Below are 22,908 nucleotides of genomic sequence, written 5' to 3'. Positions count from 1 at the left end.
AAAACCCTTTTAGTTCTTAGTTTTTAGTTTTCAGTTGGTGGTAAAATTTTCAGGCACTCCGATATTAATCGATCTTTCTGAGTAGCAGTACAACTTAAAACCTAGAACTAAAAACTTAAAAACTAGTATCCGGGATTTTGTTTCAATGCCGCTGACTTCACCATCTCCCTTTGTGGAATGGCCCAGAAGTACATGGCCTCTGTAAAAACATGTTTGCGCACAGGGATAACGCGGTAAGAAAAAGTTCCATTGGGGGCTCTCGTAATTTCCATTCCATGTGTTTCTGCATTCTCTGTTTGCATGGCAATCTTCCAACGGCGTACATCCCAGAACCGGTGTTCTTCAAATGCCAGCTCAACCCGGCGTTCATGGCGAATGGCTTCACGCATTTCTTCTTTGCTCATACCGGCCTTCAATCCATACATCCCATTTGTACCTGCCTGAATGCCGGCCCGGGTACGGATCATTTTCAACCAGTCGTATATTTCGTTTGTTGGCCCGTAATATTCGTTGGTTGCTTCGGCTGCATTCAACAGCACTTCCGCATAACGCATCACCACCCAGGGGCGATACAATTCGCTGCCGCCACCTACGCCAAAATTGTTGCACATCTTGTAACGGAAGTATCCTGTTTTTGTACCTGTAGAGGTATATATACCATCAACACTGGCGCTTGTAACAGATGCATTGCCTGTTGCTGGTATTGAACCGGTGTAGGTATATACCGGCTGATCGCCCAACGAACCCATATTGCGCAGGGCACCATTATAGTGAACTGTAGTAGTGAGGCGCGGATCGCGATTTTTATACATATTGTCGCCGATGCCGGGATAACCGGATGCGGGATCAGTAATGCGCATACCGTTGATCATATCAAACTCATCAACCAGTTCCTGCGTAGGGAAATACTTTACACCTGCATATCCGTTGGTGGTTCCTCTGGAAGCAGGATTGGCGCTGTTCTCCACGTAAAAATTATTCGCTGTACTGCCCGGTTGCCAAAAAGCCAGCACATGTTCATCCTGCGGACTGTTCTGCAGGAAAAATGTATACATAGCCGCAGAAGGCGTGAGCGGCATGGTATACAATTTATACACGTTCAGATCGATGACGGCTTTGGCGGCATCTGCCGCTTTTTTCCACCGCTCATTGTCGGCGGTTGCATAGGTAAGCAGGTGTTCGGGATCATCGCCACGGGGGCCGCTATTGAACAAGGGACTGGCAGCATACAATAATAATCTTGCTTTTGCAGCCAGGGCGGTGCCTTTGGTTACCCGGTTCTGATTTATGCTATTTGTGAGATAAGAAGCGGGCAACGCGGCAGCAGCTGCATCCAGTTCGCCGGCTATATAATTCACACAGTCTTCATACGAGCTGCGCGGCTCGTCAATTTTTTCACCATTTTCAAAAACCCTGTCACCTATCAGCGGTATACCACCATAAGACTTAACAAGGTTCATGAGGTACCATGCCCGCAGGAACCGCACCTGGCCGGTCCAGAAATCGCGGGTGGCGGTGGTAACGGGAATGCTGTCTTTGTTCTTTATAAAAATATTGGCAGCCCGCACCATCAGGTAAACGGTTCCCCAGGTGCTTGTATCGGCATTACTGGGATTCACCCCGCCATTGGAAATAATATAGGTGTAGATGGTTGGATCACTGATGGGCTCCGACTCGTCGCACGCAGCATCAAGACCGGTATTGTTGAACCGCCTGGCATCGAATGAGAACCCCGCTCTGGAATACAAATAATTAATAACACCCAGCGTTTTCACACTGTCTTTATATACCGCCGATTCAGTTACGTTAGAAAGCTTCTTTTTATCAATAAAGTCCTTCTTGCAGGCTGTTAGCCACACAGCTATGGCAAGCGGCAGCATCCACAATAATTGGGAATATTTTGAAGTGTTCATTTTACCTTTTGTTTTAGGATTAAAAACCTAATTGCACACCGAAATTGAAATTGGCCATATTAGGATAAGCAGCGCCGGTACCATTAGCGATCTCAGCATCCTGCTGAAACTTTCCCATGTTCTGATAATTAAGCAGGTTGTAACCGGTTAGGTATACGCGGGCATTGTCTATGATCCTGAACCTGTTTAAAAATGAGTGCGGTAACTGCCATGCCAGCTCCAATGATTTCAGGCGAACATACCATGCATTGGTAAACCAGAAATCAGAGACGGTTATATAAGAGATATTGTTCACGTTCGCATTTAAACCAATGCGGGGATATGTTGCCGTACCGGCAGTGGCGGGTGTCCAGCGACTGAGGTTCCAGGGACGAAGATTGCCGTTGAACGCATCACCGGCGCCTTCGGCCATTACCTGTACCGCATAGCCATAAGCGCTTTGCAGCAGCGCGCGTAAGGTAACTCCTTTGTAACCCACCATCAGATCGAGGCCCAGGTTATTCGTGGGCAAATTGGGTTTCGACAGGTACGTTCTGTCGGCAGTGGTGATAATGCCATCGCCATTCAGATCATCATACCTGAGATCGCCGGGCTGAATGGTGCTCCATACCGGTGCAGCAATATCTTTCTTTACTTTTCCGGTTGCTTCAAAATCATCCATTTGATAAAACCCTAAACTATGATATCCGAGCGAACCCAGCACCCCAATGGCGCGGCCTACTTTCGACTGGTAAGGATAATCGGGCGCCTCGCTTGCGAAGATGATCTTGTTAACCGCCCACGAAGCATTGGCGCTGATGGAAAGATCTACCTGGCCGATGCGGTTCTTGTAGGTAATAGCGCCATCGATCCCTCTGTTTTCTGTTTTGCCCATATTCTTAAGAGGCGGTAGCTGACCCAGTAATAATGGCACATCGAGCTGCTCAATCAACTGATCGTACCGGTAGTTGTAGAAATAGCTGCCGGCCATGGTGATCTTCCCGTTCAGTAAACTTAATTCCAGGCCCAGGTCGGTTTTGCGTTCCTTTTCCCAGGTAATATCGGGATTTACCAACTTTCCTTCTACCGTGGTGTTACCATAATTATTTCCGCCTGTGGTTGTGTATTCGACAACGGCAGTAGCCGGGTCGAAATCTTTTGGATAACTGGCATCGGATCCAACGAGGCCATACGAGCCTCTGATCTTGAACATATCAAAGAATGGTAACAGGCGTTTAAAGAATCGCTCCTCAGCCAGGTTGTACCCCCAGGAGATAGCAGGGAATATACCATATCGCTTTTCTTTCTGAAAAAGATCGTTTCCATTACGGGCCACCGTTATACCAAACAGGTATTTTTGTTTGTAATCATAATCAAGCCGGCCCGTGGTTCCCCGGTAATTCACCGGAATTTTTTCTTTATCAACGTAATTCCGTTGGTTCAACACCACCAGGCCCGTAAAGTGATGACCATTGAATGTGCGGTTGTAGGTCAACATGGCCTGCAGAATGGTAGTTGCATTATAGGCATTACTGGCTACACTTACGCCATAGGCGGGTGTGCGGTACTCCCCGGCATTCCGGATGGTATAGCTGTCGTTAACCGGATTGTATTTGTAAGAAGCCAACCCACTGCGGGTAAGATTACGGGATTCATTGTTATTACCTGCATACGAAACATTGACCTTGACAGATAAACCGGTTGTAATAAAATCGAGCCGCTGTTCGGCGCCGGCCACTATGTTATAGTTGTTATTGAAATTGCGCTTGTAGCCGCCATTAGCCAGCCGGTTAACCGGACTGATGGCGCCATTGGTGGTTATCGCTCCCTGGTGAGAAGCGTAGCTATAGCTTCCGTTTGGATTGGTAACCGGCATGGCATAAGGCGCCATATAACGGAATGCACTCATTTCATAAAACAAACCCTCCTTTTCAATTACCCCACCGGGATTATTTACCGTTTCAAAACGGCCATTCACGTCGAACCGGATCTTCAGCGTTTTAGTGGGTGTGATATCCAGGTTCGAGCGGTAATTGTAACGACGGTAGAAATAATTCGTGTTCACATAATCACCAACGGGTTTGAACTCCTTCAAAATACCGTTTTGCGTATAGTAGCCAAGGGATGTAAAATACTTCACAAGCTTGTTACCCCCGCTTATATCTACATTGTAGCGGCCCTGAGTAGACGTCTTATTCACCAGTTCTTTCACCCAGTTCACATTTGGATGTCCGTATGGATCGGAGCCATCTTTGAACTTTTGCAGATCATCGGCACTAAAGGGCAACACCGGCGTTTGAGATAGCCCGTAAGCATCGTTGATGGTAGCTTCGTTTCGCAGCAGTGCAGTGGTATATGAATCGAGAAAGGTGGGAAAACGGATCACTTTGTTAATGCCTGCTTCGGTAGTTACATTGATGCGGGGTTTACCGATCCTTCCGCGCAGGGTGGTGATCACCAATACTCCGTTAGCGCCTTTCAACCCATATATAGAGGTAGTGGCGGCATCTTTCAAAATGGAAATGGATTCAATTTCATTCGCATTCAATTGCGAAAGCTGTGTATAGTCATATTCTATATCGTCAACAATGATCAGGGGCTTGTTATCACCAGTGAGTGAGTTAACGCCTCGGATAAAAAAATCGGCGGCGTCTGCGCCGGGTTGCCCGCTTCGTTGCTGAGAAAAGAAACCAGGCATACGCCCCACCAGGGTATTTTGTACACTGGCGGTGGGCACCGTTTTTATTTCGTCGCCCTTGATGGTGCTTACCGCACCAGTGTTGGTGATGCGTTTGGTTCGGCCATAACCAACCACCACTACATCTTCCAATCCTTTCACATCAGTGACCAGCCGCACAAAAACCTCGTTGCTGTTACTAATCTGAACGGTTTGGGTCAAATACCCCACGTTGCTCACCGTTAGCATGTTGCCATTCATTTGTATGGCGAAGCGGCCGTTCTCATCGGCGATGGTTGTATTCTTTTCGTTATTCAGATCTGTGATCGTAGCTCCGCCAACGGGCTGCTTTTTATCGCTGGTGACCACACCGGTCACCTTTCTGCTTTGCGCAAGCAAACCGGCTGTGCCTGGTAGCAGGAGCATTAACAGTATATATAATCGTACGCGCATGTTAATGAGTTTGAGGTGAATGATTTTAGTACCCGGGATTTTGTTCGATACCCGGGTTCACCTGGGTTTCTTTGATGGCGATCGGGAACAGGTACATGGCATCGGAGAAATAAGGCGTTGCTACATCTTTCGGCGTGTAGGTGAACGTTCCATCGGTATTCTTTGTAATGGTTACGCCATGCAACGTGGTTCCATAAACGGCTTTCGCAATTTTCCAACGGCGAATATCCCAGAAGCGTTGTTCTTCAAACGCGAGCTCAAGCCGGCGTTCATTCCTTATAACATCCCGCATTTGCGATTGTGACAACCCGGGTGTAAGCGTATACGGTGACAGTCCTGCACGTTGCCTGATCTTTTCCACGGCGCTGTACACCGATGCTACCGGCCCGGCATATTCGTTCATAGCTTCGGCATACATTAACAGTATATCGGCGTAGCGGATGATACCCCAGGCAGGTACGAATCCATTATCGCGGTACAACGTATTTGTATAGTTGGCGCTGCTGCTATCGTTTGCGCAGAACTTTTTGGCATAATAACCTGTTTGGGTTTGATCCTTTGCTATGATAGCATTGTTGGGCTTATCTTTCCCTCCTTCAAATGTTTCTACAGGCCGTTGCAACCATTTTGCTCCATTATAGAACACCGTTCTTTCCAGGCGTGGATCACGGCCCGCATACGGCGCAGCTGGATTGTAACCTGAAGTTGGATCGGTAATGGGTTTACCATTTTTCATCGGGAACGCATCTACAAACTCCTGGGTGGGGCTTACCCGCCCTTCGCTTTTGGTGTTAGAAATCGTGTAGCCTACCGGGGACATGTAATAGGCATATGTATTTGAAACACGGGAATCGCTCATCTTGAAAAAGATGTGTTCCTTGTTGGCCCGTTGCAGCACGAGCGTATACGGATTGGCTTCCAGGTCGTAAATACCCAGGTCCATAACCGCTTTAGCCGCATCGGCAGCCGCTTTCCAGCGCTCGGCACTATAGGATGAATAACCGGTGTAAGGGCGATTCGGCGTAGCCGATGGATTGAACAACGGACTGGCTGCCAGCAGCAGGGCCTTTGCCTTAATGGCCAGCACCACGCTTTTACGCATTCTTCCAAAATCAGGATCAGTGGTACGGTTAGCCAGTGAAGCGTCGGAACGTAAACTGTCTTTTACAATATCCAACTCGCTTACAATATAATTGATGCATTCTTCGAAGCTGTTGCGTTGCAGGTTGGTAAGATCGGCGTCGTTGGGGTTATATACCTTATCGCCTACCAGTGGCACGCCGCCATACCGCTTCACCAATTCATAATAAAAATAAGCGCGCAAAGCTCGTGCTTCATTGGCAAACCACACTTTGCGCGACGAATCGGCCCATGGCACCGTTTGGTAATTATTGAGATATACATTCGCCTCCCGGATGGCATTATAACAGTTGCTCCAGTTATCATCAAAAGGAGAAATGGGACTGTAACCACCACGGATCACATTCCAGTTACCGTTCCCAACAGCAGTGGGTACTGCATCATCTGAGATAGATTCCAGCGGTGCACTGTTGTAACGTGAATAACCCGTTTGAATTCTTGAGTAAATATAAGTAACCCACTTACTGGCCTGATCGCCTGTGGGATCATTAGGATCAAAAATATATTCGTTTGTAAGTAATTCCAGCGGCTTGTCTTCAAATGCTTTTTTGCAGGAAGTAGCTGCCACTGTCACCAGTATTATACTAAACAGTAAATAATTGTATTTTTTCATACTACTAAGCATTGGCAGTTTAAAATTTGACATTGATACCGAAATTGAACACTTTCATAACCGGATAAACAGAGCCCCAGGATTCCGGATCGAGGTCCTTTCTTACTTTATAGATCTCTGCCCAGGTAAGTAAATTCAGGCCATTGGCAAAAAAGCGCACAGAGGAACCACCAATGCGGCGTGTAAGCTTTTGAGGTATTGTATAACCTACTTCCACATTTTTCAGGCGCACAAAATCATTATCGTACAACCAGAAACTGGAGGTTTGAGAATTATTGGTGTTAGCGCCTAACCATACCCGCGGCTGGGTGGCCGTTTCGGCTGTTGCCTGGGTAAACCGGCCGAGATTGTATTCATAGGCCGTATAATTTCCGCTATTGCCAAAACCATTCATGAAATCACCAGCGATGTACGACTGGCGGTTAATGGTGCCCTGCACCAACGCATTGAAGTCAAATCCTTTGAACCGGAATCCAATATTACCGCCAAAGGCAATGCCCGGCTTGCCGTTACCAATGCCCGATTTGTCATTTTCATCTATAACTCCATCTTCATTACGATCGAGGTAACGGATATCACCGGGGCGTAAAGGACCGGGTACCTGCGGAGTAGATTTTGGCGCAGCCGGTAAAACAGCTGTTGCCGGATCATTGATCTCGTCATTACTTTTAAACAACCCGGTAGCAGTATAACCATATAACAAACCAACCGGTTTGCCGGTAAGCACCTGGTAATCGTATTGCTTGGGCAGTTCGCCATTATACACCACTTTGCTTTGCACCATTGAGAGGTTGCCGGATATATAGTAAGCGAAATCTTTTCGTTGATCCTGCCAGGTAGCCATTATTTCACCACCATAATAATTGAACTTTTGATAGTTGGTCATGGGATAAGTGGCGCCAAAAACACTGGTTGTCATGGTAGGCTGGGCAACAAGATCATAGAACTTATTATAGAAATAGTCGGCGGTAAGCGTAAGCTTGTTATTGAAAAAACCAAGGTCAACACCGGCATTCAGTTTCTTTGCTTTTTCCGGACCCAGGTTGGGATTGGCAATCGCATTCTCACCCGTACTTCTTTCTAAAGAAGAACCGGGCCCATACCAGTATGCCACTGCATTATTCGTGTTGGTAAGGTTATTATAATAGGTTTGAATGTAAGAGAAGTAACCGGCATTCACCTGCCCTGTTAACCCATAATTGGCGCGGAGCTTCAGGTTGCTGATAAATGGCAGGTTGTCTTTTACGAAACGTTCATTGTGCATATTCCAGCCCAAACCGGCCGCCCAATAAGTTGCCCAGCGTTTGGCAGGTGTTACCCAGTTATAACCGCCGTAACTTACCGCTCCTTCTATAACATATTTTTCATCGTAGGCATAATTCAATTTGCCTGCGTAGGCAGTATAATTTTCAGGAAGGTTGGTTGAATTGAATGCAAGCCTGCTTTGCTGGTTAGCTACCGCCAGTGCTTCAAGGGCATGTTTGCCGAATGTTCGGTTGTAGCCAACAGCGCCTTCCATATATACAATGCGCGATCTTTCACCGGCGCCGCCACTGGTTGTTTGTTCAGTGGTATTACCAAACTTTATATAGTTATTGTTAGTATACTGGTAGGTTTCAAATGCCTTGGCGCGGGTAGTTGTAAAGTAGGCGGTGTTGTTGTTGGAGGCCTTTACTTTAATGTACAATCCTTTTGCCAGTACATCCAGTTTCTGCGTTGCTTCCAGGTCAACAGCAATATCGCGCACGTCCTGGAACATGTATCCGCGCGATACGCCCTGGCCATAGATGTTTGCATTTTCACCGAACGTACTCGTTCCACCATAGCTGCCGTTTGGATTATAAACCGGGTATGCATTCTGTGGTGTAGTGAGCAGGGAAAGCATGATGCCCGCTGCACCGCCGCCCGGTTGGTTATACCGCTGAAAACGGCCAAACAGGTTGAGTTGAACAAAAGTGGTGGGTGTTACTTGTGCACCCAGGTTCGAACGCAGGATGTATCTGTCTAACTGTACATTGGTATTATAAGGATTGTTATCATCGGTTTTCAACAACCCTTTTTCGCTGAGTTTATCGAGGTCAACAAAATAACGGAAACCTCTACCACTGCCCTGAACATTTAAATTATACCGGCTGATGGGGGCGTTCTTTTTTAAGACCGTTTTGTACCAGTTCACATCGGGGTAAGTATAAGGATCCGTCTGGTTGCGGTAAGCATCAATTTGGGCCTGGGTATAAGTCGTTTGCCCCACGTCATTTTGCTGGGCTTCATTATACAGCGTTGCATTTTGCCAGGCGGGCAGGGGTTTGGGCAATGCAGTAGGTGTTTCAAAACCAGATTGCGCAGTAAAAGAAATACGCGGTTTGCCCACATCACCTTTTTTCGTTTTCACAGATATGATCCCATAGGAAGAACGTTGGCCAAACATTACCGTTGACATCGCATCTTTCAATAAAGTAATGGATTCAATCTGCTCCGGATCAATAGACATGTACCCGCGCTCAACGCCATCAATCAGGATTACCTGCGCCCGGGCGCCGCGAACATCAAAGGTTGTACCGTTTCCGTCGAGCCCAGGGCCGATGCCGAAAGAACGGATGTTCAAACCCGGCAGTCTGCCTGGCAGGGCCTGCATGAACTGTGGGTTAGGCGTGGTAGCCAACTGATCTGTGTACACTGTGGCAGTTGATTGAAGCAACCGGCTTTTCTTTTGTATCCCAAATAAGAGGGGTTCTTCGTCGGCCACTTTTAATAAAGGCGGGGTCTTTGGCAACACCTGAATGGTGTCTGCCTCCTGAGCCTGTGAAGAAAGGGATAAAACCATACAGGTAAACAGGAAAATGGTCAAGGTTGTGGAAAAAGGAAAAACCTTGTCCGGGGGTTTACAGGCAATCATAAGCAATCGAGTTTTGTTAGCAGTATATGTTACAAAAAGGCTTTAACTGTGTAAAAGTAACTGTGCTAACAAACACCTATGTGGGGGGTAAATGCCTAAAAAAGGGGGTAAATTGGTCAATTACTCCTTTAATTTACTGTCAACCGTATAGCCTTTACCATGAACTTTCCTGTAGCGCCTGATATATTCTGAGGGATTCATTCCAAACAGCTTATTAAACTGTTCGCGAAAGTATTTAATATCATTTATGCCTACCATTACGGCGGTTTCATTCACATTATAATTTGTATTGATAAACATTTCCGCCGCCTTACGTAAACGAATAAAGCGGATAAAGATATTTACCGACTGGCCCGATACCGACTTCACCTTGCGAAACAGGTTCGAATGGCTCATGCCCATTTCAGCCATCAGCGTTTTTACGCTAAAGGACTCGTCATCGAGATGGCTTTCTACAATGGCTATACATTTCTCCAGAAACTCTTTATACTCCTGCGATATCCGCTGGTTGTTCTTATTAAGCGTGATCTCATTATAAAAATATCGCTGCAGCGTGTTGCGGCTTTTGAGCAAACTGGTAATTCGGGCCTGCAACAATTTATTATCAAAAGGTTTGGTAATGTAATCATCGGCACCGCCTTCTACTCCTTTCAATTTAATGTCATCGGAGGTGCTGGCGGTCAATAATATTACCGGTATATGATTGAGGCTTTCGTTTTCTTTTATTTGTTTACATAATTCAATGCCGTTCATTTCCTGCATATGCACATCGGAAATAATACAATCGGGCAGCCAGGTTTGAGCGGCCTTCAGTCCTTCAACCCCACTGGCAGCCTGGTGTATAATGTAAGTATCTTTGAACAGCTGAGCCAGGTAATTCCTTATTTGTTCATCGTCATCGATCAGCAATATGGTTTGTTTGTCGGTAACCACATCCGCCACGGGCAACTTATCTTCTTCGGGTTTTACTTCTTCAACAACGGGATCGTGTTTCAATGCCTGTAAAAACACAGGGCCCGATTCATTAACTTCAGTAATAGGTATGCCCGCAAAATGATCGGCCCCTTTTAATAGGGAGAGAAAAAAAGTAGCGCCCTTCCCTTCCTCGCTGTTATAAGTAATTTTACCCTTATGTTGATCGGTAAAATGCTTTACAAGGAACAGCCCGATACCAAAACCAGCTTTTGATCCCGTAATGGTACGTTCAGCCTGGTAAAACTGTTCAAACAGTTTATCGCCGGTTTGATTGGGAATACCAGCGCCGGTATCGGCTATTGTAATAAGAATATTTCCTTCCTGTTCAATTACAGTAAATGCAATAGCCCCGTTAACGGGCGTATACTTAAAAGCATTCGACAACAGGTTATAAATAATGATCTCCAGTTTTTCGCGATCGGCATAAATTTCCAATGTTTCGTTTGCACAGGTAAAAGTGTAGCTGATATTTTGCAACCGGGCCTGCTGTACAAAACACAGGTAAACATCCCAGGCCAGGTGATGCAAATTCAGTTTTGTTGGCTTAATAGTATCCATACCGCTTTCCGCCTTGCGGAACAACAACAGCTGATCGGCCAAACTTAACATTCGCCGGGCATTACGGTAAACAATACCTAATTCACTATCGGGTTTTGACTGTGCCTCTACGCGCTTATTAAACAGGTCTTTAAGCGGATTGATGATCAATGTCAGGGGTGTTCTGAATTCATGGGCAATAGTGGTGAAGTAAGTGATCTTCTTTTCATTCAACATACGGTCGGCTTCCTGCTGAACATGTTCCCGCTCCCGGTCGGCTTTTTCCTTTTCCAGCTTCAGGTTGGTGATCTTTACTTCGTATTGCAAACGTGTTTGTTTTATACGGTACCGGTTATAGATATATACAATTGCACCGGCAACAACAACATATAAAATATAAGCCCAAACACTGCGGTACCATGGTGGCAGCACAATGATCTTTAATTGCAATTCACTTCCCTCCCATTTCCCTGGCGTGCTGGTGCTTTTTACCCGCAAAGTATAAGAACCCTCCGAAAGATGCGTATATGCAGCCGTGCGTGCATTGTTGGCATAGTTCCAACCCCTGTCCCACCCTTCGAGAAAATAAGCGTATTGCATTTTATCGGGGGCCGAATATTCAAGGGAAGCAAATTCAAATGAAAGAATGGCCTTATCAAAAGGCACTTTAATGACCTCAATGCTATTGCCTGTACTTTTTTCAATAACAGAATTCTCCTGTTCAATGGGTGTGTTATTGATCCTGATATCAGTGAACAAAATGGCCCGCGTATGTTTTTGTTCAACAATATTGGCGGGATAAAAAATATTAAATCCCTTTATGCCGCCAAACACCAATTCGCCCGTTTGTAAGGCAATGGCTGCATTATAATTGAACTGGTTGCTTTGCAACCCGTCGTTCTGGTAATAATTGGTAAACGCGCGGTCTTTTATATTGAATTTAGAGATACCATTAAAGGTGCTGATCCATAAATTGCCAAGTTTATCGTCGAGTATATTCAATACAGAGTTACTGCACAAGCCATCGTCTGTGGTATACCGGGTAACAATTGCGCCGCTTTTACGATCGAACAACAACAGACCGCCACCTTCGGTGCCAACCCAAAAATTGCCAGCCTTATCTTCCAACAACGATCGTACGGGATTGCCAATGTTATAAAAACGGTGTTGTTTATTGATCGTATCGATTGCTATCAACTGTGATAATGAGCCGCCCCACAGGAGGCCCTTATTGTCTTCGCTAAGCAAAAACAGGTCTTTCAGCTTCTCATCGAACAATTCGAATCTATTTGTCTGGCGGTTCAATAAAAAAAGTCCATATTGCAATGTGCCGCTCCATAATCTTTTACGTTTATCTTCAAGTAAAGTATAGGTGAGCCCATTCACGAATTCGCGGTAAGGCGATGTTTGCACAAATCTAAAATGTTCAAAATTGTCAGCCGCTCTGTTATACCGGCTCACCCCGCCTCCCCTGTAAGTAGCAATCCAGATATTATTTTGATAATCGCCGGTGATATGGGTAATGTAATCATTATTTAAAGAATTCGCATCGGCGGGGTTATGCTGGTAATTCCTGAATGTATTGGCCTTACGGTCCCAAATGCTTAACCCATTACCATCTGTGCCAATCCATAATTTGCCATCGGGTTCTTCATAAAAAGTATACACAAAATTACTGATGAGCGTATTGGCAGCCAGGGGATCTGCATCAACTTTTCCGAATAAGTGTTTTTTGTTATCAATGATATTGATACCACCGCGCAGACTGCCGATCCACATTCTGCCATCACGGTCTTCCAGAATAGAAGTGATTGTGTTACTGTTCAAAGAATTTCGTTGCCTGCCGGCTTGCAGGTATTGTAATTCCTGGTCTTTTGTTATATCCATTACTGTAATACCGGCATTGGTGGCAATCCACAATTTGTTATTCCCGGAGGCAGTGACACTGACTACGTCGTTTTGGCTTAATCCATTCTGTTCATTATAATACTTGTCGTATATATTCTGTTTTATGTTATAGCGGTACATGCCCCTGCTGCTTCCCACCCAGATGTTATCCTCTTTGATCTCCAGGCAACTGGCATTGGTCGTTGTTGCATTTACAAGGCGCAACCGTTTAACCGTGTCATCAAACCGATACAATCCTTTGCCCCTGATAAACACCCATACGGTTTTATCTGCTCCCTTTTTTATTGATGCTATCTCCAGGTTTTCACCGGCAGCCTGTGCGTCGGTCGCCAGGCGAACACCCACGCTGTCGCCTGCTGCACAAAATACCACACCCATATCAATAGTGCCGATCAGCATATTGCCATTCCCATCTCTTTCAATATCGCGGATAACCGATGTTAACTTAACTGGCGTATTGTTGCCCGCCTTATAATATATTGGTGTAAAATTGTTGGCGAGGGGGTGATAAACGGCCACACCCTGGCGGGTGGCCACCCATATATTGCCATTATTATCTTCATCAATGGCATTGATGAAGTTATTGGGTAATGAAGAAGTGTTGTTGAAATTATTTCGAAAAACTTTGAAGGTATAAGCGTCGTACCGGTTGAGGCCATCGTAAGTGCCAAACCATAAAAATCCTTTCTTATCCTGGTAAATACAACGCACCGAATTGTTTGAGAGCCCCTGTTCTATTCCCAGCCAGGAGGTAATAGGATAATCCGCAGCAAACGAGGGTTTGAACAGATTAAAAAGCAGTAGCGACAGAGCAATCGTTCTTACAATTCCTGTTTTCATACAGCAAACAAAGCAGCAACGTTCAGTTCAGATTTTGGTTTCCATATAAAAGTACAAATCTTGCTGCTCGTGTAATCGTGTTTTTTGTTTACTTAACAGTTTAGCAAAGTGAACATTTTCAAAATCAGGCAATTACTTTAAAAAAAAATCCAAGAACCAAATTCCAAGATCCAAATAAAATCCAAAACCCAGGCACCAAATAAAGAATCAAAAAAATCCAAAATCCAAGTTCCAAGCTCCAAATGAATACAATAGATAGTTTATGATTTGGAATTTGTTTGTGATTTGGGATTTATTTGGTGCTTGTGATTTAAAGTTTGTGATTTCTTCTTTGGATCCTGGAACTTGAGATTTGTGATTTATTCTTTAATTATTGTCTTAACAACATTTTCTTTACCCATGCTCACTTTTATAAAATATGAGCCTTTTGAGAATTTGCTTATATCTATGGTTTGCTGGTTTCCCTTTGCAGTATTCGAATATACCTGTTGCCCTTTTGCATTGAACATTTTGATGGTGGCTTTATCGCGAAAATAAACAGTCAGCTTTTCATTAGCAGGGTTAGGTGTTATAACTACAATATTACTTATATCCACCTGTGGTGCAGCGGAGGTTTCCATTCTTGCCGTTGTTACGGGCACAAGCCGCCATTGCTGGTTGGCGCCGGCCAAATAAGTCCATTGTTGTACGTTGGCGCCATCGGCTGTTGAGCTGCCGTTAACATCAACGCATTTACCACTATGCACGGCATTGATGCGAAAATACCCATCGCCGGCAGGCAGAAAAGTAAATCGCTGGTTGTTGCCATTGTTACTTGTCCATATTTGTACATTGGCGCCATCGGCTGTTGAATTACTGGTTACCTCCAACATTTTGCCGCTGCCAACACCCGTTACGCTGTAGATGCCATTGCCCTGGTGCGCCAACGTCCAGTTCTGACATACACAGGTATTGTTGGCATATTGTTGCACATTGCTGCCGTTGGCGGTTCCGTTGTTCAATACATCGAGCGCTTTGCCGCTGTGGCGGGCAAAGATCTTGTATGTTCCATTGCTTACGGTATTGGGCACAAACGCATCGCGGGTAAAAGTAAGCGTACCAAAACCCAGCTGATCGTAACCACCGCTGGCAGTGCCATAATTGCCGCCACCGCCTTCGGGGCGATGCAATGTTGCATATGCAGCTATACCAGGTACCGATAATCCCATGCGATTGGCGTAATGATTATATACCATTTCCCAAACCGGACGAATATTCCCCCTGCTGGCGTCAGAAATAACTGTTTGCGACATTTGCGCACAATTCTGACCCGTTCCCCAGGTATAAGTGGTGTATGGGACTGTATTGCCGGTATTATATTGGGCTACGTATTCTGCTCCTTTCATAAAGCGATTGCTATCGTACCCGTACATATCGTCGCCCTGGTTCCAGGCCATTTCACAAAAGGAAGCCATTAACCCAATGCCCAGGGTACAGTGTCCCTGGTCACGGCCACTCTCCTGCCACTGGCCTAATGTAGATGAATGCAGGTACCATACTGTTTTTGTAATAGCGCCATTACCTGCACCTGTTTTAAAATAATTGATAGCGCGATTGTACAGGTCGCGGCGATCGCACAAAACACCAATAGCCAGTATGGCGGCCATATTACACTGGTCCCAGTTAGCCCAATAATTGGTAATACAGGCCGTGTTGTGGTTGGTAAGAAAGTCTTCACATAGCGGATAAAATTCATTCAACATCATATTCTTAAAGCGGGTGAAATCAGCAGCGGCCCAACCACTGTAAGTACGCATGATCTCCGCTGCATTGGCAAACTGGTAACCATAAATACCGGCCGCCAAAAAGCGATCGGCATTGCCGGTTACATGTTGCAGCGTGGCCGACCACTGGTTCATGATATCGATGCTTTTATTGGCATAAGCCACATCGCCCGAGATCTTCCAGCGCAGTGCGCATTGATACGCAGCTGCAATATCATTGTACAGCTGCGGGTAGTTTTGCCCGGTACCGCCTCTTATAACCGTATCGGTGGGGCGTGCTACATATCCTAACTGCGAATGACTATTGGCCACCAGCAGGTCCCAGCTGCCCTTCCAGGGCTGGGCGTTGGCATTTACTTTAGCACGCATGCGGGCAAAGTCGGCTTCGGTGTGTAATAAGCCGGGGTGAACAAATGCCTGTGCCGTTGCATTGTACCCGGCAAACAGGGAAAGAGAAAAGAAAAGCCAGCTAAGAACCATGTTCTTTTTCATAATCGTTAGTATTTAATAGTTATGGTAATAGCAGATCAGGCCAGGAAAAACCTGGCCTGATCAAATGTATTTACCTTACTATGAAACTATGGCGGTGTGATCTGTCAAATAAGGGGGGCAAACAGCCCATCGAGGTGGAGGCGTTTTTTTGCTTCAGCCCAAAAACCGGCAGGCATGGGCGTAGTTGCCATATCAACATTGCCTTTTACTTTCTGTGGCCGGCTGGTGCTTAATGCAATACTGGTTACACCAGGACCATTTATACCAAACTGAATACAGGCATGAGCTGGTTCAACACCATATGCTTCGCAAAGGGCAAAGAAGTCTTTACGCCATTGCAATAAGGCATCGTCCTTTGGGTTACCTGCTGTAACCGGTTTATAATTGTAAAAATCACCCCCGGTTAAAAAGCCGCCGTTAAAAACGGCCGAGTTAATAATAAGTGTACCCTTATCCTTTAATTGTTGCATGTATTGCAACAGGTCGGCCGGGTGCGAATGCAGGGTCATACTGTTGGCTATCATAACCCAGTCGAGCCGCACCTGGTCGGTGATCTCTTTTATGACCGTCCAGGTTTTGGCGCCCACGCCCACTGCTTTTACTTTACCGGCAGCTTTTAATTCAAACAAAGCACGGTAAGCTTCTTTTACATTTTCAAACCGTTGAGCACGGTCTGTACTATCTTTTGCAGCGGCCAGGTATTCATCCGGATCGTGTACCGATACCAGTTCTGCATGATAACCGTTCAGCAATTCATTGCCCTGTTCGTAACATTGTAAAATTCCTTCATAGCTGATCCGCTGTTCTGCATCATGTTTAATATCCTTCCACACGCCAGGCTCAAATGTTGGTTCGGGGCCGGTGAGGGGGATGCGGTACCAGCCCAGTTTATTACTGATCAATACATCCGCTGGTTTTACCTGTAGCTGGCGCAAACAATTTCCCAACGACTCCAGCGACTGGCCGGCGCCATATTTACCGGCACTGTCGAACACGGCCGGTTTGCCGGAATACTTTATCCATTCACCTACAATAGCGCATTTATCGGCCTCCGGTAAAGCCACATACAGGTTTCCCAACCCGCTGGTGCCCACCACCACTTTTGGCAATTTGATCTCGCTCATCAGATATTATTAATTTTAATCGTTGATCAACAAATGTAGGCCGCCCAGGTATTTTCTTCCTGTAAAAAATAAGACTTTGTTTTATACGAATCCGACCTTTTCTTTGCAGTTCAAGCTGCCATCATGATGAACCGGAGATTGTTAAAACATTCATTTTCCCTGCTGCACATCGATCATGTGCACCTCACCTCTAAATGGAATTACAAGAATGTGATCAGTCCTTATTATCGGCTTTATTACATCGATGAAGGTGAAGGATCCGTTTCGAACAGCCAGATCAACCTTAAGCTGGAACCCGGGCATTTGTATCTTATTCCCAGTTATACCCTATGCAATTTGCATTGCAACGCGCATTTGAGCCAGTATTTTATTCAATTCTTTGAAGAGTCGCCCGATGGCCTTTCGCTTTTCCAGCATCATCGTACATTAATGAAAGTACAGGCCGGCGATATAGATGCCGCAAACTTCAAACGAATGCTGCAAATAAATCCCGGCCGAGGCATCAACCGGTCAGACAATCCCAAAGTATATGAAAAGAATGAATATTACCGCGAATATGAAGAGTTGAACAATCGCACCAGCGATGCTGCCTATATGGAAACACAGGGCATCCTATTACAATTACTGTCGCGCTTTTTGCCGGCCAGCAGTTCCACTAAGAGCGAGGAAGCCATTCCTTCAAAGGTGCTGGATGCCATGAGTTATATTCAATTGCATTTGAATGAGGCGTTGACCATTGCCCAGCTGGCACAACGCGCCAATCAGAACCATGATTATTTTTCGAGGGTATTTTTACAATTTACGGGAGAAAGACCGCTGCAATATATTCATGCAAAGCGCATTGAGCGGGCGCAGTATTTAATTGCCACTACCAATATGATGTATGCAGAAATTGCCACCCAAACCGGCTTTAGCAGCCTGCCGCATTTTTCGCGCATCTTTAAAAAAATGACAGGTATTACGCCCGACAATTATCGCAAGCAGCACCGGCTGGCCAATGCAGTTTAATCTGTTCTTAAAATTTTTTTTCAATTTCATTTGGAAGAAATTATTTCTCTTTATTAATTTAGCTTGCCTTTTTCAAGGCGCTTTTATTCTATTAATAAATAATTAAAACCTGTTTGTTAATCTTATGTTAGCGCTACATCGTCAAACACGGCGAATTGAAGCCCGTGGACTTAGCCCCCGTTTTTTTGTAGTTCTGTTTTTTTCAACCCTTTCTTTACTAACCCAGGCTGCTCCCGGCAATTCAGGTCCTGCCAGAAGCTCAAGTTTTTCTGCACGGCTTATGAACCTGGAAGCCACAGCCAAAGAAACATTCCGTTTCACCGCTTCGCTTTTTAACGGCCAAAACCGTTCGGCCATTTATGAATTACAAGCCAGGACGCCCGCCGGCTGGAACAGCGTATTCAGAGTTGATGGCATGCAGGTTACTTCATTTAAACTCGATTCAAACAAATCACAGGATGTTTCAATTGAGCTTACTCCTTCGCCTTCCGTAAAACCAGGTAAATACGCTATACCAGTTGTAGCTTTATCTGATGGAAGTTCGCTTGAACTTAACCTGGAGGCTGTTGTAAAAGGTTCTTACACCATAGAGCTTACTACGCCAAACGGATTGCTTAGCGAGGAAGTTACCGAAGGCAGCCGCAAGCCTATTTATTTATCGCTTAAGAACGAGGGCTCCCTGCCACTCGATAATCTTGAGCTTGCTGCACAAACACCTACCAACTGGAATGTATCATTTGAGCCGGCAAAAATTGAACGGCTCGATCCCGGCAGCTCAATCAATGTGGTGGCCAATTTAAATGTACCCGACAAAACGATTGCCGGCGACTACCTTACCAAATTCACTGTTAAGAACAACAACGCTACTGCCGAATCAACGCACAGGCTAACTGTAACCACCTCGTGGCTGGCAGGCTGGCTGGGTATAACAGTGATCCTGCTGGCAGTTGGAATGGTGTATGTATTAATTAGAAAATACGGTAGAAGATAAGAAACTATCAGTATGGAAAATCCTGTCATTGAATTAATAGGGTTGACCAAAGTGTATGGTTCTTTAAAGGCTGTAAACAATCTCAATCTCACCATTGGGAAAGGAGAGATCTATGGCCTTCTTGGACCAAATGGCGCCGGCAAAACCACTACTATCTTAATGATGCTTGGGCTTACTGAGCCTACAGCCGGCTCCGTTACAGTTTGTGGTGTCAACGCAACCAGCAATCCCGTTGCTGTTAAACGAAAGGTTGGCTACATGCCCGACAATATGGGTTTTTATGATGGCATGAATGCGCTCGACAACCTTATATATATTGCCAGGCTAAATGGCCTTCAGGAAACACAGGTACGCGACCGGGCCGTAGAAATGATGAAAATGGTGGGGTTGGAAAATGCGATGCATAAAAAGGCCGGCACCTACTCACGTGGTATGAAACAACGGCTGGGCCTTGCCGAGGTACTTATAAAACAACCTGAAGTAATTATTCTCGATGAACCAACCAATGGCATCGATCCCAGCGGCGTGAAAGAATTCCTTGCACTTATAAGGCAGTTAAGCCGGCAACAAAATATCACGGTATTATTATCATCGCACCACCTGAACCAGGTGCAACAGGTTTGCGACCGGGTGGGCATTTTTGTAGAAGGTAAATTGCTGGCCAATGATCATATTTCCCGGCTTTCGCACCAGGTATCGGGAGAATCGCAGCTGGTTAATTTTTCCTTTGCCGATCATTCACGACTTACCGATGCGCACAGACAGGAATTGCTGAACACAGAAGGAGTTAGCTCGGTTGAATTCACAAACAATGGCATTGAAATAACTGGCACACCGGGCCTTACGCCGTCGTTTGTACGCTTTTTTGTTGCACATGATTTTGATATTATTAATGTTCAACAGAAAGAGTATGGACTTGAAGAGATCTATCAACGCTATTTTGAAATCAATGTAACTGAAAAAGAAACCAATGGAAAATCCGGCAATATATTTCAAAGGTCTTTTTTTAAGAAAAATCAAAATTAATCCGATTGCGGTTGAACGACCAGCTTCTCCGTTTGGCATAATGGTAAGAAAAGAAATTGCCGACCAGGTGCGAAGCTGGCGGTTTATAGTACTATTGGCATTGATAGTACTTACGTTCATAGCGTCGATGTATGTGTCGCTCGCCAATATAAAACCCGGCGCAGGCGTTAATGAACCGGAACGGTTTCTGCTGTATTTAAAAATACTTACAACAACCGATGGTTCTCTGCCGTCGTTCCACATCTTCATGAGCTTTTTAGGCGCCATTTTAGGTATTGGCTTGGGGTTCGATGCGGTAAACGCTGAGCAACAAAATGGAACATTAATCCGTTTGCTGGCGCAACCCATTTACCGCGACAATTTTCTGCTGGCAAAATTTATTAGTCCGCTCATTGTTATTACCACCCTATTCCTTTCGCTTGCGTTGCTAATGATCGGCGGCGGTTTACTAATAACCGGTGTAATGATTGAGTGGGTAGAACTGCTGCGCATACTTGCGTTCACGCTGCTTACCGTGTTATACGTTGGTTTCTGGCTGAGCCTTTCCATTCTGCTTTCAGTGAAATTTAAACAGGCTACCACATCGGCGCTTACGGCCATTGGCATTTGGCTGTTCTTCACCATATTTTACAAAATTGTGGTGAATATGATCGTGAAAGCCTTTCTTCCCGACCCGGCATTTCTTTTGCAAGAGGACATTCTTTATTATAATAATCTGATCCTCGATCTGCTAAGAATTTCGCCGGGACAGTTATACACTGACGCCACCACGGTATTATTGATGCCGGCTGTGCGCAGCCTGGGAGCGCTTACGGTGGAACAAATGGCGGGCGCTATACCCACTCCACTGTCATTCAGGGAAAGTATAATGATCGTATGGCCACAATTAACCGGTTTAATTGCAGCCACCACTGTTTGTTTTGCGCTGGCGTATTACTGGTTCATGAGAAGAGAGATCAGGTCGTAATTACAAAAGCACATCAGTATGCAAACTAACTTTTATATCATTTGTCATATTGCCACACCAACCGGGCCCGAAACTTATGGCCGTTTTGAAATTGGCAATGACCGCGAAGCCGCTTACCGGCTTTTTGCCCGGCTTAAAGGTGATAAAGAAGTGAATGGGCAAAATATGTTATGCCTCGAACTGATGGAGACGGTGAACGAACTACCCGTAAATATCAATATACTTAGTTGTACGCTTTCTGAGCTTACAGAAAACGTTCGCTTAATTACCAAAGAAGTATTCAACCAGCACAATTTGAATGGCGCCCCGTAGGGCTGGTTGAATGCTTACCTGTTCAATAACATCTTAACATAAAACGAAGGCTGCGCCAGCTTTTTTCGCAGATCTATTTCATAGAACATACACGACATTAACTCGCGTAATTGTTTGTTGCGCATAGCTGTTTTCATTAAGAAATTAAACAACCAGGTATTATTGGCCAGCCGTTGCAGCCTGGTGCTTAAGCGTAGTTCGGGACCCAGTATCCTGTATACCTCATCATCATACGCTTTCATGACAGCGGCAGAAAAATTATTTGCCTTTAAACAGGCAGCGGACTGTTGTGCAGCTATACGGCCCGAATATAAGGCATTGCCAATACCTTCGCCCGTAAAAGGATCAATGAGATAAGCCGCGTCGCCGGTTAGCATAAAGCGGTCACCAGAAAGCACACGTCTTTTGCTTCCAAGCGGTAAACCAAACCCTTCAATAGCACTTACTACGGTTGCATTTTTAAACCGCTTCTTCATTACAAGGTCGTTCGCAATTACCTCCTGCAGCATTTTCTTCAGGTTCATTTTCCGTTTACGTACCACTGAACTTAATATGCTGATGCCTACATTGGCTTCGCCATTGGGCAAGGGAAAGATCCAGAAATAACCGGGCAGCAGTGAGCGAAGAAAATGTAATTCAATAAATCCATCGGGGCTTAATCCTGTAACGCCTTTGTAGTAAGCCCTGATGCCCGCGCAGTAATGCTGCGGCTCCATATGTATGTTGGCTGTTTCTTTGGTAAAAGAAGAATGGGCGCCATTGGCAACGATCACCAGTTTTGCTTTTACTGAAAAAGAACCGTCGGCACTGGAGAGCAGATAGCCGTCATGCTGCAAGCTATACTTATCTACAGCCTGGCCCTGAAATAACTGAATGCCGGCGCATCGTTTCATTTCTTCAACCAGGAAGTTATCGAAGTCTATTCGTTTGCAAACAAAACCGGCGGGAATGCCGCTTTTTGTATGGCTGTTATAATCGGGCTGGTAAGCAATATCGAGCGAATCGCGGCTGGGGGCAGAAAAGGTAACACCCCAACTCCCTTCTTTTGCGGGGAACCGGCAAAGACGATCGCCAATGCTTTTATCGATGCGATTTAAGGCAGTAAGTACTTTACCGCTCAGGCCATCGCCACAGATCTTGTCGCGGGGGAATACAGCTTTGTCAACTACCACGCAGGGAATATTCAATTGCTGCAACTGTAAAGCAGCGGCGGCCCCTGCCGGTCCGGCACCAATAATGCAAACGTCTGTGGCTATCATATATATGCTGAATCAGTTTTGACCAGTGGGAAGAT

General features: G+C 45.4%; 13 protein-coding genes. 5 read left to right on the top strand and 8 right to left on the bottom strand.

Translation table 11 applies throughout. The features are described from left to right. Positions 1-122 precede the first annotated feature (122 nt). The 7 genes from GGD38_RS23930 to GGD38_RS23900 all read right to left on the bottom strand — a co-directional run bounded on the left by GGD38_RS23930 (position 123) and on the right by GGD38_RS23900 (position 17,310). Positions 123-1,913, bottom strand: coding sequence for a RagB/SusD family nutrient uptake outer membrane protein (locus GGD38_RS23930; protein WP_375301618.1), 1,791 nt, complete (start codon positions 1,911-1,913; stop codon positions 123-125). Between the two features lie 19 nt (positions 1,914-1,932). Next, positions 1,933-5,022 (bottom strand): SusC/RagA family TonB-linked outer membrane protein, encoded by a 3,090-nt coding sequence (locus GGD38_RS23925; RefSeq protein ID WP_375301619.1) that lies wholly within the window; start codon positions 5,020-5,022, stop codon positions 1,933-1,935. A gap of 25 nt (positions 5,023-5,047) precedes the next feature. Beyond that, positions 5,048-6,808, bottom strand: a complete 1,761-nt coding sequence (locus tag GGD38_RS23920; protein ID WP_375303892.1) for a RagB/SusD family nutrient uptake outer membrane protein — start codon at positions 6,806-6,808, stop codon at positions 5,048-5,050. Next, positions 6,795-9,599, bottom strand: coding sequence for a SusC/RagA family TonB-linked outer membrane protein (locus tag GGD38_RS23915; protein WP_375301621.1), 2,805 nt, complete (start codon positions 9,597-9,599; stop codon positions 6,795-6,797). Before GGD38_RS23915 ends, GGD38_RS23920 begins: the two co-directional genes overlap by 14 nt. Before the next feature lie 192 nt (positions 9,600-9,791). Continuing rightward, positions 9,792-13,931, bottom strand: a complete 4,140-nt coding sequence (locus tag GGD38_RS23910) for a two-component regulator propeller domain-containing protein (protein WP_375303891.1) — start codon at positions 13,929-13,931, stop codon at positions 9,792-9,794. Between the two features lie 359 nt (positions 13,932-14,290). Next, on the bottom strand, positions 14,291-16,186 hold the full coding sequence (locus GGD38_RS23905) for an RICIN domain-containing protein (RefSeq protein WP_375301624.1): 1,896 nt from the start codon (positions 16,184-16,186) through the stop codon (positions 14,291-14,293). A gap of 104 nt (positions 16,187-16,290) precedes the next feature. Further along, a complete protein-coding gene (locus GGD38_RS23900) occupies positions 16,291-17,310 on the bottom strand; it encodes an aldo/keto reductase (protein ID WP_375301625.1) in 1,020 nt (339 codons plus the stop codon). 123 nt (positions 17,311-17,433) lie between these two features. Here GGD38_RS23900 and GGD38_RS23895 point away from each other — a divergent pair, with 123 nt between their 5' ends. The 5 genes from GGD38_RS23895 (at position 17,434) to GGD38_RS23875 (ending at position 21,614) form a co-directional block, all read left to right on the top strand. Then, positions 17,434-18,318, top strand: coding sequence for a helix-turn-helix domain-containing protein (locus tag GGD38_RS23895; protein ID WP_375301626.1), 885 nt, complete (start codon positions 17,434-17,436; stop codon positions 18,316-18,318). A 124-nt stretch (positions 18,319-18,442) separates the two neighbouring features. Then, positions 18,443-19,309 (top strand): NEW3 domain-containing protein, encoded by an 867-nt coding sequence (locus tag GGD38_RS23890; protein WP_375301627.1) that lies wholly within the window; start codon positions 18,443-18,445, stop codon positions 19,307-19,309. 12 nt (positions 19,310-19,321) lie between these two features. Next, positions 19,322-20,335: an ABC transporter ATP-binding protein gene (locus GGD38_RS23885; protein WP_375301628.1), complete on the top strand. Its 1,014-nt coding sequence runs from the start codon at positions 19,322-19,324 to the stop codon at positions 20,333-20,335. A 40-nt stretch (positions 20,336-20,375) separates the two neighbouring features. Next, positions 20,376-21,302 carry an ABC transporter permease gene (locus GGD38_RS23880; protein ID WP_375301629.1) on the top strand — a complete coding sequence of 309 codons (927 nt, stop codon included), beginning with the start codon at positions 20,376-20,378 and terminating at the stop codon, positions 21,300-21,302. An 18-nt stretch (positions 21,303-21,320) separates the two neighbouring features. Beyond that, a complete protein-coding gene (locus GGD38_RS23875; protein ID WP_375301630.1) occupies positions 21,321-21,614 on the top strand; it encodes a hypothetical protein in 294 nt (97 codons plus the stop codon). 14 nt (positions 21,615-21,628) lie between these two features. On the opposite strand, the gene GGD38_RS23870 is transcribed toward GGD38_RS23875, so the two are convergent. Then, a complete protein-coding gene (locus GGD38_RS23870) occupies positions 21,629-22,873 on the bottom strand; it encodes an NAD(P)/FAD-dependent oxidoreductase (protein WP_375301631.1) in 1,245 nt (414 codons plus the stop codon). Positions 22,874-22,908: the final 35 nt, after the last annotated feature.

The organism is Niastella sp. OAS944 (genome assembly GCA_024809215.1).
Lineage (GTDB): Bacteria > Bacteroidota > Bacteroidia > Chitinophagales > Chitinophagaceae > Niastella.
Note: the sequence above shows the minus strand (reverse complement) of the source record. Positions and strands in the feature narration are given on the sequence as shown.

Bases quoted from the DNA above. Each gene is read 5' to 3' on its own strand.
- GGD38_RS23930 (WP_375301618.1), bottom strand. From the start codon at position 1,913: ATGAACACTTCAAAATATTCCCAATTATTGTGGATGCTGCCGCTTGCC.
- GGD38_RS23905 (WP_375301624.1), bottom strand. From the start codon at position 16,186: ATGAAAAAGAACATGGTTCTTAGCTGGCTTTTCTTTTCTCTTTCCCTG.
- GGD38_RS23885 (WP_375301628.1), top strand. From the start codon at position 19,322: ATGGAAAATCCTGTCATTGAATTAATAGGGTTGACCAAAGTGTATGGT.
- GGD38_RS23880 (WP_375301629.1), top strand. From the start codon at position 20,376: ATGGTAAGAAAAGAAATTGCCGACCAGGTGCGAAGCTGGCGGTTTATA.
- GGD38_RS23895 (WP_375301626.1), top strand. From the start codon at position 17,434: ATGATGAACCGGAGATTGTTAAAACATTCATTTTCCCTGCTGCACATC.
- GGD38_RS23910 (WP_375303891.1), bottom strand. From the start codon at position 13,931: ATGAAAACAGGAATTGTAAGAACGATTGCTCTGTCGCTACTGCTTTTT.
- GGD38_RS23900 (WP_375301625.1), bottom strand. From the start codon at position 17,310: ATGAGCGAGATCAAATTGCCAAAAGTGGTGGTGGGCACCAGCGGGTTG.
- GGD38_RS23915 (WP_375301621.1), bottom strand. From the start codon at position 9,599: ATGGTTTTATCCCTTTCTTCACAGGCTCAGGAGGCAGACACCATTCAG.
- GGD38_RS23920 (WP_375303892.1), bottom strand. From the start codon at position 6,808: ATGTCAAATTTTAAACTGCCAATGCTTAGTAGTATGAAAAAATACAAT.
- GGD38_RS23875 (WP_375301630.1), top strand. From the start codon at position 21,321: ATGCAAACTAACTTTTATATCATTTGTCATATTGCCACACCAACCGGG.
- GGD38_RS23890 (WP_375301627.1), top strand. From the start codon at position 18,443: ATGTTAGCGCTACATCGTCAAACACGGCGAATTGAAGCCCGTGGACTT.
- GGD38_RS23870 (WP_375301631.1), bottom strand. From the start codon at position 22,873: ATGATAGCCACAGACGTTTGCATTATTGGTGCCGGACCGGCAGGGGCC.
- GGD38_RS23925 (WP_375301619.1), bottom strand. From the start codon at position 5,022: ATGCGCGTACGATTATATATACTGTTAATGCTCCTGCTACCAGGCACA.